General features: G+C 29.9%; 12 protein-coding genes and 1 riboswitch. Of the genes, 1 reads left to right on the plus strand and 11 read right to left on the minus strand.

Features of this window, described 5'->3' with window-relative positions:
• Positions 1 to 252: 252 nt before the first annotated feature.
• From gatY to KGF50_RS09140, 5 genes are all read right to left on the minus strand, one after another.
• Positions 253 to 1,125: a tagatose-bisphosphate aldolase subunit GatY gene (gene gatY / locus KGF50_RS09120; protein ID WP_227847749.1), complete on the minus strand. Its 873-nt coding sequence runs from the start codon at positions 1,123 to 1,125 to the stop codon at positions 253 to 255.
• A gap of 19 nt (positions 1,126 to 1,144) precedes the next feature.
• The gene (locus KGF50_RS09125) at positions 1,145 to 3,061 is read right to left on the minus strand and encodes a PTS fructose transporter subunit IIABC (protein WP_227847750.1); all 1,917 of its coding nucleotides are present in this window, start codon (positions 3,059 to 3,061) and stop codon (positions 1,145 to 1,147) included.
• A 2-nt stretch (positions 3,062 to 3,063) separates the two neighbouring features.
• Positions 3,064 to 3,984 carry a 1-phosphofructokinase gene (locus KGF50_RS09130; RefSeq protein ID WP_227847751.1) on the minus strand — a complete coding sequence of 307 codons (921 nt, stop codon included), beginning with the start codon at positions 3,982 to 3,984 and terminating at the stop codon, positions 3,064 to 3,066.
• Positions 3,985 to 4,085: 101 nt separating this feature from the next.
• Positions 4,086 to 4,838 carry a MurR/RpiR family transcriptional regulator gene (locus tag KGF50_RS09135; protein ID WP_227847752.1) on the minus strand — a complete coding sequence of 251 codons (753 nt, stop codon included), beginning with the start codon at positions 4,836 to 4,838 and terminating at the stop codon, positions 4,086 to 4,088.
• A gap of 341 nt (positions 4,839 to 5,179) precedes the next feature.
• Positions 5,180 to 6,328 carry a glycerate kinase gene (locus KGF50_RS09140; RefSeq protein ID WP_227847753.1) on the minus strand — a complete coding sequence of 383 codons (1,149 nt, stop codon included), beginning with the start codon at positions 6,326 to 6,328 and terminating at the stop codon, positions 5,180 to 5,182.
• A 179-nt stretch (positions 6,329 to 6,507) separates the two neighbouring features.
• Between KGF50_RS09140 and KGF50_RS09145 the strand changes: the two genes are divergently transcribed.
• Positions 6,508 to 7,263 carry a class I SAM-dependent methyltransferase gene (locus KGF50_RS09145; protein ID WP_227847754.1) on the plus strand — a complete coding sequence of 252 codons (756 nt, stop codon included), beginning with the start codon at positions 6,508 to 6,510 and terminating at the stop codon, positions 7,261 to 7,263.
• Between the two features lie 218 nt (positions 7,264 to 7,481).
• Here the strand turns inward: KGF50_RS09145 and KGF50_RS09150 are convergent, their stop codons facing one another.
• From KGF50_RS09150 to KGF50_RS09175, 6 genes are all read right to left on the minus strand, one after another.
• Complete coding sequence (locus tag KGF50_RS09150) at positions 7,482 to 8,801, minus strand: APC family permease (RefSeq protein ID WP_227433864.1); 1,320 nt, start codon at positions 8,799 to 8,801, stop codon at positions 7,482 to 7,484.
• 38 nt (positions 8,802 to 8,839) lie between these two features.
• Positions 8,840 to 9,592 (minus strand): gamma-glutamyl-gamma-aminobutyrate hydrolase family protein, encoded by a 753-nt coding sequence (locus KGF50_RS09155; RefSeq protein WP_413926813.1) that lies wholly within the window; start codon positions 9,590 to 9,592, stop codon positions 8,840 to 8,842.
• 246 nt (positions 9,593 to 9,838) lie between these two features.
• Entirely contained in the window at positions 9,839 to 11,848 is a 2,010-nt protein-coding gene (locus KGF50_RS09160; protein ID WP_227847756.1) for a sigma 54-interacting transcriptional regulator, read from the minus strand.
• Positions 11,849 to 12,124: 276 nt separating this feature from the next.
• Positions 12,125 to 13,312, minus strand: a complete 1,188-nt coding sequence (locus KGF50_RS09165; protein ID WP_227847757.1) for a M20 family metallopeptidase — start codon at positions 13,310 to 13,312, stop codon at positions 12,125 to 12,127.
• 13 nt (positions 13,313 to 13,325) lie between these two features.
• Positions 13,326 to 14,717 (minus strand): YfcC family protein, encoded by a 1,392-nt coding sequence (locus KGF50_RS09170; protein ID WP_227847758.1) that lies wholly within the window; start codon positions 14,715 to 14,717, stop codon positions 13,326 to 13,328.
• A gap of 147 nt (positions 14,718 to 14,864) precedes the next feature.
• Positions 14,865 to 15,044, minus strand: a riboswitch (Lysine riboswitch).
• A 119-nt stretch (positions 15,045 to 15,163) separates the two neighbouring features.
• The gene (locus tag KGF50_RS09175; protein WP_227847759.1) at positions 15,164 to 15,985 is read right to left on the minus strand and encodes a class I SAM-dependent methyltransferase; all 822 of its coding nucleotides are present in this window, start codon (positions 15,983 to 15,985) and stop codon (positions 15,164 to 15,166) included.
• Positions 15,986 to 16,044 lie beyond the last annotated feature (59 nt).

The raw sequence follows: 16,044 nt of genomic DNA on the forward strand, positions 1-16,044 counted from the left end.
ATTTTATAATTATTATATATACTATACAAAATTATTTTATCATATATTCATCATTGAAGTATAATCTACTTTAATAACTATTCCTCTATTATGTTCTTTTTACTATAAAATTAAATGACATAAGAGATTTTTTATTACATTAATAATATCTTCTTTATATCATATTTCTCACTTACTCTCTTAAATATATAAAACAAAGTAAGAGGTTTATTATAGACCTCTTACTTTATTTTTATTTATGATTAGGTTTTATTAACAACACTCCACTGCCCCTACTGCTTTTCCTACACATCCACAAACTTCCATTCTACTCTTAACAAATTCTTTAACTGAATCTAAACCTTTTTTACCATATTTCTTAGGGTCAATTACCTCTGGGTCAGAATTAAGTACATCCTTAACCCCATTACTATAAGCAATCCTTAACTCTGTTGCATAATTAACCTTACAAATTCCTCTTTTTATAGATTCTTCAATAATCTCATCTGGTATTCCAGACCCACCATGTAACACTAATGGAACTGATACAACCTCTCTAATCTCAGATAATCTATCTAAATCAAGCTTTGGCTCTCCCTTATATAACCCATGTGCCGTACCTATTGCTACTGCTAAAGATGATACCCCTGTTCTTTCTACAAATTCTTTTGCTTCTAGTGGGTTTGTATATGCTCCACCATCACCACCATCTAAATCATCTTCCTTACCTCCAACTTTACCTAATTCAGCTTCAACAGGTATATCTGAAGGTGTACATGCATCTACCACAGCTTTAGATACTGCTATATTATCTTCGTAACTTTCATGAGAACCATCAATCATAATAGAAGTGTATCCCACTCTAAGTGCTTGCATTGCTAGACCAAAACTTGAACCATGGTCTAAGTGCATTGCTACAGGAACGCTTGCCTTCTCTGATGCTACCTTTACATTTGCTAAATAATAATCTAATCCTGCATACTTTATTGTTGAAGGTGTTGTTTGTAGTATTACAGGAGATTTAAGTTCTTCCGCAGCCTCTATTACTGCCATAACCATCTCCATATTTTCAACATTAAATGCACCTACTGCATAATGCCCTTCTTGTGCATCTAATAATATTTGTTTAGTTGTCACTAATGCCATAATTCATCCTCCTATATGTTTATAATGATTTAATTTCTTCATTATTTAATTTTGATACGATTTCCATGCTTGTCTTACTATTTATTAACTCATTTAAAAATTCTTCATCCATTAGCTTTGCAGATAATTGAGACAATGTCTTTAAATGTAAATTATCACCATTATCTGTGGCTGCTATCATAAATATAAGATGTACTGGACTTCCATCCTCTGATTCAAAATCAAATCCTTCTTTTGATACACCAACTGCTACTCGTGGTACTTTTACTGCATCTGTTTTTGCGTGTGGTATCGCTATCCCCATTCCAAATCCTGTAGACGATATTTCTTCTCTCTTATGAATTTCTTCTTTAAATCTATTTTTATCTGAAAGAACACCTGATTTATCAAGTATTTCAACCATTTCATTGATTACATCTGCTTTATTTTTCCCCTTAACATCTAAAACTACTGTTTCTTCGTTATATAAAGATATATTATTAGATACGTTTTCCGAGTTTGCAATTTCGTTTTTATCTTTATTTTTACTTTCATTTGTATTTTCTGTAGTATTTTTGTTATCTACTACCTTAGGTGTAACCACCATATAAAGAATTGCACCTACCAATGAACCTGCAAGTATACATCCTACCCATAAAAGTGGCTTATTTACTAATCCTAGAACCAAAAATCCTCCATGTGGAGCTGGTACCTCTATTTTCATTATATAAGTTAAAATTGCTGATATTGATGACCCAATCATAAGTACTGGCAACACTTTTAATGGATTCTTTGCTGCAAAAGGTATTGCTCCTTCTGTTATATGAGTACTACCTAGTATATAATTAATTAATCCTGCTGCTCTGTCTTCTTCTGTAAATCTATTTTTAAATAAAGTAGCTGCTATTGCTATTACTAATGGTGGTGTTATACAAGCCGCAGATACTCCTGCCATGAATAAGTAGTTTCCTTGACCTAAAAGCATAGTCCCAGTTACATATGCTGCTTTATTTACTGGACCTCCCATATCAAATGCTGACATACATCCTATTACTAATCCCAAGATTATAGGGCTTGAGTTCTGTAACCCTGAAAGAAAGTTCATCATAGCATTGTTAAGTGCTGAACACGGTCCTCCAAGTAACAACATAGATATACCAACGACACCCACACTGACTATTGGAATTATAAAGATTGACTTAAGACCTTCTAGTTGTCTTGGTAATTTTCTTAATAAGTACACAAATAATTTAACCGCATAACCTGCCAAAAATCCTGATATAATTCCACCTAAGAACCCTGAACCTGTGTCAAACGATATCATTCCTCCAACAAGCCCTGCCAACATACCAGGTCTTCCTGATACAGATTGAGCTATAAATGCTGCTAATACAGGAACCATCAAATTCATAGAATATCCACCAACAGATTTTAATGTAGCTGCTATCTGATTATACTGTTCTGAATTTGGGTCAAATGAGTAAATTCCCCATAAAAATGATATAGCAGTCAATACTCCACCTGCTACTACTAAAGGTAGCATATGAGATACTCCATTCATTAAGTCCTTATATAACTTTTGACCAAACGATAAATTACCTTCTTCTGCAAGCTTACTACTTGATGAACTTCCTTTTCTAATAGGTGCTTTTCCTTCAATACACTTTTGTATAAGTTCATTAGCTTTGTGTATACCTTCTTTGACAGGTACCTCTATTACTGGCTTTCCATTGAATCTATCCATATCAACGTTTTTATCACAAGCAACTATTATCGCATCTGCCATTTCGATATCTTTTGCTGTTAACTTATTTTCTACACCTATAGCTCCATTCGTTTCAACTTTTATATCACAACCTAATTCTTCAGCTGCTTTTTTTAATGCTTCTTCTGCCATAAATGTATGAGCGATTCCAGTTGGACAACCTGTTACACCAAGGATTATCTTCTTCGCCATTTTTATACCACCTTTCTGACCTTTATATTTTTTATGTAATCTTCTACATTTTCTAAATTGCCTATACCATTACTTTCAGCCACACTTGCACCTGTTGCCGCAGACCTTTTTAATGCTGTTTCAATATCTTCTGGATTTTCCAACCATACACTTAAAAAAGCAGCTAATGCAGAATCGCCCGCACATGCAGAGCTAACAACTGTAACTGGTTGAGCACTAGCATAGTAAATTGCTTCTCCATTGTAAAAATAAGAACCTTTTTCTCCTAAGGTTAGTAATATATTTTGAGCTCCTTTTAAATGTAGTAATTTAAGTACGTCCTTAATATCTTCTTCATCTCTTACAATAATTCCAAATATATCTTTGATTTCTTCATCATTTGGCTTTATTAAGTATGGATTATATTCTAATAATTCCTTTAATTTTGGTGAACTTATATCAAGTATTATTTTTATATTTTTACTTTTACAAATCTCAAATATATCTTCATAGTAATTTTCATCAATACCAGGTGGCAGACTTCCACTTATTGATAAGTAACTTATATCTTCTAATGACTGTATCTTCTCTAGCATATCTAGCTTTTGCTTTGTATTTACATATGACCCAGAGTTTACAAATTTAAACTCATCACTTCCATCATTTAAAAATATATTTATACGAGTTGTATCTTCTACCCAGGTAGGCAATACGTCAAATCCTCTCTTTTCACTTTCTTCAACTATATATTTTCCTGAAAATCCTCCAAAAAATCCTAATATCTTAGATTCTATACCATAATGACCTAGTACAAATGTTACATTTAATCCCTTTCCATTAGGAGAATATATAGCATTTGATGTACGATTTACTAATTTTCTCTTTATACCATTAGTAGATATGTTCATATCTATTGCTGGATTCGTAGTTAATGTATATATCATTGTCTTCCCCCTTACTTCTGCTGTGTATGTTTTCATTATAATAAAAAAGTCTATGAAAATCTTTTCATAAAAAGAAAATAGATTTTCATAGACTTTTCAATTTAATTTTCAGAATTATTATATCTGACCATATAATCTATAATTATCCTAGATATAATATATAAGGGTAATCTAGAGGACACTTCATATTCAGAGATTGAAATATGCTCATGCTTGTATCCTACAATATATAAATCTGAATACTTTATAAGTTTTGCATTTTCACTACAACAACAAGTTATAACTTTAGCTCCACCTAAATTAGCATTTTGTGCTGACTCTACAAGTTCTATTGTATTTCCATTCAATGAAAATATAATTATAAGTTCATCTTTTTTTATTGATTTAGATTTTATTTTCATTATATTAGGGTCATTTATAAAAACCACATTAAAATCAAGTAGTTGCAATTTAAGACTAAACTCTTTTGCTACATATTCAGTAAGTCCTCTTGCTAAAATATATATCTTACTGGATTCATTTATAGTTTTTATTATGTTAATTAATGTAGTTAAAGATATTTGCTCTATAACTCTCTGCGCTTCTATAAAAGACTTATTTATTATATCCCCCATATTTTGTATATCATTATTTTCATCTTTTACTGTCAATCTGTATCTAAGTTCATTAAATCCATTTAAACCACATTTTCTAATTGCTCTTGAAACGGTTGCCGGAGATGAATATGTTTCATGAGCAATCTCTACTATAGATAATTCTGGTAATATTGACTCATTTTCATTTATAAATTTAATTATTTCAAGTTCCGTTTTCGTTAGATTTTCAGAATTACTTTTGTTTAGCTCAATTATCATATTTTTTCTCTCCTTAGTATATAAGTTTTTTTGTCTAAATTTATCAAGTAATATAATAATATATTACCTCTTAACTACTTATTTTTATATACAATTATGATTTAGTCAATGTCTATAAATATAAATTTATAATATTATAATTTTGCACTTTAATTTATCCTGTAATTACTGTGTTATTTTGCAATAAAAAAGTAATTACTTAATCACTAAGATTGAGTAATTACAAATTTTTCATCCTGAGAGTAGCTTATTATATGAATATTTAAAAGTATTTTCAATATGAATTAGTATATCCTCTAAAAGACCTACTTCAATATTAAACCCTAGCTATGTCAGTCTTTTTATTTAGTACTTTTTAATACCTTTATAAGATTAAATATTTGTACTGTTGTGGCAGTCATATTATTACTTGCAGTTTCCTTATCCATTGCTTCTTCTATGGTCATAGCTCTGTTTACTATAGAAAAATAAGCATCTATCCCTTCTTCATTACACTTAACTGCATCTTCTGTCGTTGCTCCAGCCAAACCTATTACTTTTACCCCATACTTTTTAGCTATCTTTGCAACTCCTATTGGTGCTTTGCCCATAGCTGTTTGATTGTCCAATTTACCTTCTCCAGTTATTACAAAGTCTGCACATTTTAACTCGTTCTCTATTTTAATTTCTTCTAATATTATTTTTACTCCAGATTCTAATTTTGAATTTAAAAATGCTAAAAATGCAAAACCCAATCCACCTGCTGCTCCAGTACCTTCTATATTGGCTATGTCTTTATCTAAATCACTTTTAACTATCTTAGCAAAATTTCTAAAGCCATTATCTAACTCTTCAATTATTTTTGGTTTTGCACCTTTTTGAGGTCCATATATGTACGCTGCTCCATTTTTACCAAACAGTGGATTATTCACATCACAAGCTATTTTAAAGCTACATTTATCTAATTCTTTTAACCTATTATCTATTTTTATATGTCTTATTTCATTTAAAACTTTTCCTCCTAACCCTACTAAGTTGTTGTTTTCATCATAAAACTCAAATCCTAAAGCTTGAAGCATACCTACCCCAGCATCATTAGTAGCACTTCCACCTATTCCAACTATAAAGTTTCTATAGCCTTTATTTATTGCTTCTTTTATTATTTCTCCAACACCGTAAGTTGTGGTGTTTAAAGGATTTCTAAGTTCAGTTGGAACTAATGTTAATCCTGATGCTTGAGCCATTTCTATTATTGCTGTATTTGTACTTTTTAATAATCCATATGTCGCATTTACTTTCGTAATTATTGGTCCAGTGACTTCTATAGTTTCTTTTTCACCATTCATACCTTGTACTAAAGCGTCTACTGTTCCTTCCCCACCATCTGCAAGTGGCAATATCTTTACTTTTGCATCTTTTTCAACTTTTAATATCCCCTTTTTTATTGCATTTGCTGCCTCAATTGAAGATAAACTGCCTTTCAAAGAATCTATAGAAATTAATATTTTCATATTTATCTACTCCTTATTTTAAAAATAAAAATTTATAAGTTTTAATTTACATTCTATTTTATACTCTACTCCTTTCTTTGTACATACAGTTTCTTGTTTACATCCAGCTCTTACTAGAAATATGCTATACTTTATCATAATTAGCAAGTTGTCAAATCGTAATTTAGGAGGATAAAACTATGGAATCTAAATATACAGAAATAAACTCAAAGACCTTTGATAAATGGAATAAAGAAGGCTGGGAATGGGGACAACCTATCAGTCATGAAGTTTTTGAACGAGCCAAAGCTGGAGATTGGTCCGTTGTACTGACACCCACTAAACCCGTTCCGAAAAATTGGTTTTGTGATATGAAAAATACAAAAATACTAGGATTAGCGTCTGGAGGCGGACAACAAATGCCAATTTTCACTGCATTGGGAGCTCAATGTACAGTTTTAGATTATTCAACTTCACAATTATTAAGTGAAAAAAAGGTTGCAGAAAGGGAAAAGTATTCTATTGAACTTGTACAAGCTGACATGGCAAAGCCACTACCTTTTAAAGATGAAAGTTTTGACTTAATATTTCATCCAGTTTCTAATTGTTATGTAGAAGATGTATTACCAATTTGGAAAGAGTGTTATCGTATACTAAAAAAAGGTGGTATACTTTTATCTGGACTTGATAATGGCATCAATTTTGTATTTAATGAAGAAGGAACAGAATTCCAATATAGGCTTCCATTTAATCCTTTAAAAAATAAAAATATATATGATGAATCAATCCAAAATGATTGGGGAATTCAATTTTCTCATACAATTGAAGAACAAATAGGTGGACAACTACAAGCAGGATTTATTTTAACAGATATTTATCAAGATACAAATGGTTCTAGTAATCTTCATGAATTTAATATTCCATCATTTTACGCAACTAGAGCAGTAAAAAAATAAAACTATTTATACAAAAAGCGGTATAACACCAAAATGCTATACCGCTTATCATAAATTTAAAAGAATCCTTATAAAATATCTATAAATATAGCCCTTTGTGAATTTCAATACTAGAGATAAAATTCCAAAAACTACACACGATTATATTTATACATCCAATTTATAGATAGAAAATTTATTACAATCTTTATAATTTTATTCTCTAATAATTATAAGAATTACTTGACTTCAATATCATTATATTTTTTTGAATATACATTAGTCATATAGAAATATATAGGAACTACAATTACCATACCACCTAGTCCCCAAACTATCTTCATTGGTTCATCAATACCTGCTTTTATCAATAATACTATACTTATAGCTACTGCAAATATTGGTATAATCGCTCCTCCAGGTATCCTAAAATTTATGTCTTTACCAGCATACTTCTTTCTTAATATTAATACCGCTAGACAGGTAGGAATATATTGAATAAATCTAGATACAACACTTATTTGAGATAGTGTTGTAAATGACCCTGACCATGCTATTAATAAAGTTCCTATAACAGAAACTATAATTGCTATATATGGAGCTCCATTTTTATTAGTTTTTCTTATAGACTTAGGCATTAATCCTTGCTCGACCAAAGCAGCCGCAGACCTTGGTGTAAATATAGATGATGCAATATTTATTCCTCCAACAGATACTATAGTCCCTATTGTAATTATATATCCACCTATAGGACCTAACATTTTAATAGCAGCATCTGCAACAGGAGTCGCTGACCCTCTTAATCCATCTCCCAATACACCTATACTTATCCCCAATATAAGCATATATATTACTGATACCACAAACATTACCATTACTAATGCCTTAGGTACATTTTTCTTAGGATTTTCCATATCTTTTGCTGCAACAGCTAAAGATTCAAACCCTGTAAAAGCATAAAATAAAGTTATTGATACTGCTACAAAAGCTGATGATGTACTTTGACCTTTTTGTATTATTATAAATGGCGTAAAATTAGAGCCTTTTATAAAAAATAAACCTACAGCTATAAATAAAACTATTGGTAATAATTTTCCTATAGTCATTATATTGTTTAAATGCTTAGATTGCTTCATTCCCATAAAATTTATAAGCCCAAGCCCTCCAACTAATATACCAATTATTATATTTTTAATAAGTGGCTCTGCTGCTTGAGGCCATATAGATGATAGTGTGACTGCAAAAAAGTTTGCCATAGTTGCCCAAGCAATCATACTAACTATCCACTTCATAAATCCAACTTCAAACCCAATAAAATCTCCAAAGGCCTCTTTTGCATAAAGATACGGCCCTCCATCAGTATCAAACCAACTCCCTGCTTCAGCAAAACATAAAGCAATAGAGACAGCTAAAAACATACAAAAAACTAATACTAAGATACTCGCTGGGCCTATACTTGTATATGCATCTCCAGGTAAGCCAAATATACCTGACCCTATTATTGCATTAATCCCTAATAATACAATACTCCAGAAACCTAACTTAACACTTTTTTTCATTGTTATTCCTCCAAACTCAACTTAAAATATAGTTATAATTATTTTTCTTTAGATGCTTCTTTAACTATCGCCATAAATATTTTTTTCATATTATCACAATCCTTAGTCATCATTTCTGGATGCCATTGTATGCCTATTACAAACTCATTCCCATCCTTTTCTATAGCTTCAACTAAACCATCTTTAGCAGTAGCTGAAACAATATATCCTGGAGCTACCTTATTGACAACTAAATGATGGAAACTATTAACCAAAATTTCTTTTTCTCCTAATATTTCATACAACTTTGTACCCTCTTTTATCTGTGCTGTATGTGTAGGTATATTAGATAAATGTTGCTGATTATGTTTTATGTAAGCTCCTTCAATTAAAGATAAATCTTGATATAAACTCCCTCCCTCAGCTACATTTATAATTTGTTCACCTCTACATATACCTAACACTGGTTTTTTCATATCTAAAGCATACTTTAATAACTTCACATCAAAAACATCTCTTTTAGGTGATATTGCACCTAGCTTATTATGAGGTTCCTCCTTCCATATAAGAGGATTTACATCTTGTCCTCCTGATAGTATAAGTCCATCTATATTTGATACTTGTTCCTTTATAATCTCATCATCATATACAATTGGTACAATATACGGTATAGCTTTACACATAGCTACTGACTGTATATAGTCATTATTTACATAAGCCCTTTCATAACCAGGAAACATCCCCCCTTCATCAATTAATAAGTTTCCTGATATTCCTATTACTGGATATTTCTTTTTAATCACTTTCTTCACCCCTTAAATTATTTATGAACAATAAAAAATGCTACTTCTCTCTTAAAGAGCAAGTAGCATACCAATATTTTAATTGTTTAAAAATTCTAATTTATTTTTAAAATACTTTTTCTAAGGAATCAGTTATATAAATCACTCTATTGATTTATATTTTATTTTAATCCTATTTAATTCGACTTTTTTGAATAGTGTTAATTCTAATTAATAGGCAAAATAGGCATTCATACTTTCCTTTTTATTAACCTATTAAATACTATTTAATATATTTTTTCCTCTTCTATTTAACTCACTTCCCCTTCTACCTGATTCACATATTATCAAATCTAGTTCTTTAAGTATATTAAGTATTCCCCTTACCTCACCTTCTGTTATATTGTAACCTAACTCATTTATTGAATTAACAATACCATTTCTACCTATGTTTTTATTAAGGTTATTGGCATTTTTTAAGCATTCCATTACTAACCTTACTTTTTCTATAGATGTTCTATCTTTTAATTCACTTATTTCTTTACTATAATCTTCAGTTATATTTAGTAAATTATGAGGTAAGTCATTAATTAAAATAACATGTTCAGAACTCATAATGTTAATATACATAGCTGTATTTTTTAATTCTCTTATATTTCCTGGCCATTCATATGCATTAATAATGTCTTTAACATCTTGACTAATTTCCCTCTTCCTTTTCATAAAATGCTTTAGCATAACTTCTATATCTTCTTTTCTCTCTCTTAAAGGTGGTATGTTTATAGGCAATACATTTATCCTATAATATAAATCAGCTCTGAACCTATCTTTTTTTATCATTTCTAATAAATTTTTATTTGTAGCTACAATTACTCTTACATCAGTGTCTATTACATTTTCCCCCCCAACTCTCATGACTTGATTTTCTTGTAATACTCTAAGTAATTTGCTTTGTAAATATATGGGCATGTCTCCTATTTCATCTAAAAATATAGTTCCATTATTAGCTTGCTCAAATAAGCCTTTTTTCCCTCCTCTTAAAGCACCTGTAAAAGCACCTTCTTCATATCCAAAAAGTTCACTTTCAAGTAAATTTTCTGGCATAGCTGCACAGTTTATAGCTATAAATGGTTGACTATGTCTTGGTGATGCATTATGAATAGACTGAGCCATAAGTTCTTTTCCTGTTCCACTTTCTCCAGTTATAAGAACTGTATAATCAGATTCCGCTATTTTCATACCTAGCGCTTTAGTTCTTTCCATTTTTACTGATACTGTTTTTATGTCATCAAAGGTATACCTAGCAACTTGTCCCTTTTCTCTAAGCTTCTTTGATAGGTTTTGTTCCAATTTCCTTATGTAAGTTATTTCTTGAATACAAAAATAATATCCAGTCACCCTTCCAAAACTTTCTATATTATACTTATTTACATTTAAATATTTATTATTAAACTTTATAACTTCATCATGTGCCTTACTTAATCTAAAAATCTTTTTAATATTTTCATTCTCTAATTCATCTATATTTTTTCCTATAATATCATTTTTAATATCTAGTATATCACTCAAGCTATTATTACAAATAATTACATTTTCCTTCTCTGATATCATTGCCATACCTAGGTTTGATAAGTTTATTATAGAATTCAATTCATCTGCTTTTATAGTAAGTTCTTTATATTTAGTATTTATTCCTGAATATAAACTAATCACTTCATCTGTATACTTAATTAACCTCTCAGTAATTTCCTTATCATCCAGTTTGAGTTTTGCTATTATTTGAATAAATGTTGAACTATCAATATACCTATGCCCTAAATCAATAACTTCTTCAATATATTTTGGAACTAAATCTGCTTCTCCTGGTGTTACAGCTATCTTAATATTTCTATATTCTTCATTAGGATTATACGGTATGAAATTTAAATGATTTATTCCTATATTGTATAAATTAGATATTGTTTCTAATACAGTGTGCTTATTATCATTTACTACTAATACATCTATTCCTTCTGGTAATGAAAATAACTTGTATATATCCTTTTGCTTTATAGTTCTATTTATAATTATTATCTTTGAGACATCTTTTACATATTTTTTTATTTTCAATACTCTATCATCTATCATTACTAATATTATGTCATCTTTTATCGATTCTTCTTCTGTTATTCTATTTAAATAATAGTTTTTTATTATTACTTTATCTTTAAATATCAGCTTTAGGTTTTTATTTAAAAAACATTCTAATTTAGATAATCCATCAGTTACTACTGCTATTGTTTTCATTATAAATCTATCCTTTCTTTTGTTTATATTATATAAAATTTTAATAGTTCTAATATAGTTCAAAATCTTTTAACTTATATAAAGCAAAAGTTATGCCAAATTGATAGATTTCTTATTTTTTATTTAACCTTAAGCTAGAAATATTATTATATGATTAAGATTAGATAAATAATATAACTTTAGCTATAGAATCTACAAAAACATGACTCCTATCAAAAAATAAAAAGGTATTACCAACTTTTTGGTAATACCTATTTATCTTATTTTTAATTTAAATTAATTCAAGTGATTTTTCTTAATCTCGTCAAGTAGTCCATCTTCTAGATAAATTTCTAATGCACATCCTACCATTGCCTTTACTGCTTTGTGAAGTTTATCATAAGCTTCCTCAGAATTTGCATAATTTAAAAACTCTTTTTCATGAACATATACCATTGGATTTATATCTAGAGCTATTTCTGTATACATAGTAGGACAAACTTGGCTTACATTTCCTATATCTGTAGAACCTACTGGCCCCTCTTTTCCTTCTAATATATCTGTTATCCCTGCCTCAATTAAATTATTCTTTGTTATACTTTGAAGCACCTTATTATTTATTATGTTGTCAAAAGAATTTTCAAAGTATCTATAAGAAAGTTTAGCACCTGTCATTAACTCTGCACCTTTTGCACAGTTTATAACCTTTTGAGTTACTTCATCTAAATAACTTCTTTCAGCAGCTCTTACGAAAAACTCACAGGCTGCTTTTTCTGGAACTATGTTTGGAGCTTCTCCTCCATTTGAAACTATCCCATGTATTCTAACATCTGATTTTACATGCTGTCTTAGTGCATTTATTCCTGCAAAAGTAAGTTGTACTGCATCTAATGCATTAACTCCCATATGAGGATGGCTAGCTGCATGTGCTGATACGCCTTCAAAACTAAACTCTATTGAGTCTATTGCCAAAGCCTTGCAGTTTATGTTATTAAAAGCTTCTATATGCATTTGATAACTTACATCAACATCATCAAAAGCTCCTGCCTTAACTAAATCACACTTTCCTCCTGTTGTTTCTTCAGCTGGTGTTCCTATTAATACAATTTTTCCTTTAAAATTTTCTTTTAACTTACTTAGTACTATACAAGCTCCTAATGTAGATGCAGCAATCCAGTTATGTCCACAAGCATGACCTGGTTCTTTGTTTTCTCCATACCCAGGCAGTGCGTCATACTCAGCTAAAAAGGCTATAGTTGGACCATCGTTATCCCCTAGCTCTGCTCTAAAAGCAGTATCCATATTGCAATATGGATAAGTTGTATCAAATCCATATTCCTTCATTTTTTCTACTAAGTACTTTGATGATATATATTCTTCTTCTCCTAGTTCTGGATTTTTAAATATAAAATCACATACTTCTTCAATTTCTTTTCCCAGTTCATTCTCTATCTCATAAGCTCTTTTCTTTATACTTTCAATCATAATATACCTCCTATTAGAATCCAACAAATAATCCTATTGTTAAAAATACCATTACAGTAATTGTTAATACTACCATTAAAGGCATTACAAATCTAACCCACTTTGACCAAGGAATATTAGCTACTGCTAGTGCTCCCATTAAAACACCTGATGTAGGTGTTATTAAATTAGTTACACCTATACCAAATTGATAAGCTGTAACTATCATTTGTCTAGATACATCTACTAAGTCTCCAAGTGGTGCAAGTACAGGTATTGTAAGTGATGCAAGTCCTGATGCTGATGGTATAAAAAATGCTATTAAACCTTCTATTAAGAAAGTTAAATTTATAAATATAGTTTTTGGAAGTCCATTTAATAAATTTGCGGCAGAATTTAAAATTGTATCTATTATAAATCCATTTTCTGCTATTATTACAATTCCACGTGCAAATGCTATACATAACCCTGCTGTCATTAAGTCTCCTGCTCCACTTATAAATGAATTAACTATGTCATCTTGTTTAAGTCCTGATGCTATTCCTGATATTATACCTATAGCTGTAAATATCATTGCGATTTCAGTTATGTACCATCCTAGCTTTAGAACTCCATATATCATAATTGCCATACCTATTGTGAAAATCGCTATTACCATGGCTTCTCTTTTTGTAAACTCTTTTATCTTTGTATCAGTATTAGTCATTGATTCTTGATTCACTGATATCCCATGTACTAAAGACTTTTTAGGGTCTTTTTTAACTTTATTGGCATACAACATGACAAATCCTATAGATATAGCCATATATATTATAAACATAACAACTCTCAACTCTATCCCAGAACCTGGTGTTATTTGTGACAATGCTTGTGCTATTCCTACAGAGAAAGGATTAGTAGTAGCTGCTCCAAATCCAGCTGTTGCTCCTATAAATACTGTAGCCACTGCTGTTAATGAATCATATCCCATACTGGTCATGAGTGGAATAAATATCATATAAAAAGGTAGTGTTTCTTCACTCATTCCAAATGTTGTTCCACCTAATCCAAATAGAATCATTGATATAGGTATTATTAAGAATTGGAATCTCTTCATTTTATTTACAGTATGAGCTATAACAGCTTCTATAGCTCCTGTTTTATTAACTATTCCAAAAGCTCCTCCAACTATCAAAACAAATCCAACTACTTCAGCTGCATCTATAAATCCATTTATAGGTGCTGTAAATACATCAGTAATTCCTTGTGGATTTGATGCTGCTTTTTCATAAGTTCCAGCTACAACAACCGATCTTCCGTCTATATCTACCCTTTCAAAATTTCCACTTGGTACTATCCAAGTAAGAACTGCCATTACTACTATTAGTAAAAATATTATAGTAAGTGTCTGTGGCATAGTAAACCTTTTCTTTTTTAAACTGCTCATTTTTAATCTCCCCACTTTTTAAATTAAAATATTTTATTATTGCTTCCCTTTTCTATCCTATTTTGTATAGATGTAAAAAAGCTCAACATGTATACATGTTGAGCTAAATGCGCTAAATATAATATACCTACATCTTCCCTTTATCTTAGTTAAGATAGCTCTCCATCAAAATTCGGGATAATTTTGATGACAGTGCTGTACTTATTAAATACAGCCCCAGCACTAGATTTGGACACTAGCACTTCGGCACTTACTCCTTTTATATTGCTTCATTGGCTTCCGACCTCTTCAATATTAATCTTAGTAAATGCGACCTCTACCTCAATCTTTTTATTAGATGAGGTAATTCTTATTAAATTTTATTTATTCTAAACAATTGTAGCATAATATGTCGAGATTGTAAATATTTTCAGAAGAGTTTCTATGCTTCAATAATATTAACAAATCTAGCTTATACTATTCCAATATATAATTACAACTTTAGTTTTATGTTTGAAAATATATTTGTTTTCTCTTTTTTCTATCATATTATCTATATACTTATCTAACATATCGCTAAAGTTAATCTTTTTATTTAATTCTGTTTCCATTTTAAAATATATATCCTCTACACTGTCAAATTCAATTTCATTTTCCACATCAATAAATTTTATATCAGCACATATATTTAAAGAATGTAGTATATTTGGAATGTATATATAATCTGGACAAGTTCTATCTCTATCACCTAAATCCATATACAAATCATTAAATAATGGTTTTTGAATAGTTCTCACTATAATCACTTTTTCTTTAGCTAACTTATCCATCTTACTCAAAGCATCTTTAATATCCCAAATTCTATAAAGAGAATTCACAGATAAAATATAATCACTATGCCCAACATTAATTTCTTCCCATTTTCCTTGTATTGTGTCTATATTAGTTATATTATGTTCTCTAATCTTTCCTTCAAGCACATTAAGCATATCTATTGAAAAATCATTAGCAATTACACCCTTACATTTCTTAGAAAGTGGTATAGTAAATTTTCCAGTACCTGCACCAATTTCTATAAGATTTTTTCCTTCATATATTAACTCATCTATAAAATCGAATACTTCTTTTGAATAATCATAAAGTGTTGGATTATCATCATATTTATTAGATAATTTTTTGAAAAATATTCTTTCTGCTTCATCATCAAAAGCTCTTTCTCTTGCATATCCTTCTTTGCTTTCAATATACTCATGCCATTTTTCCTCAAAATCTATGTCTTTATAATACATGATTACTCTTCCTTTCTAAAAATGTTATGGTCGAGATTTGTAATTTCCCATACTCAAAG

It is taken from the genome of Clostridioides sp. ZZV15-6598, from assembly GCF_020657705.1.
Classification (GTDB): Bacteria; Bacillota; Clostridia; order Peptostreptococcales; family Peptostreptococcaceae; genus Clostridioides; species Clostridioides difficile_F.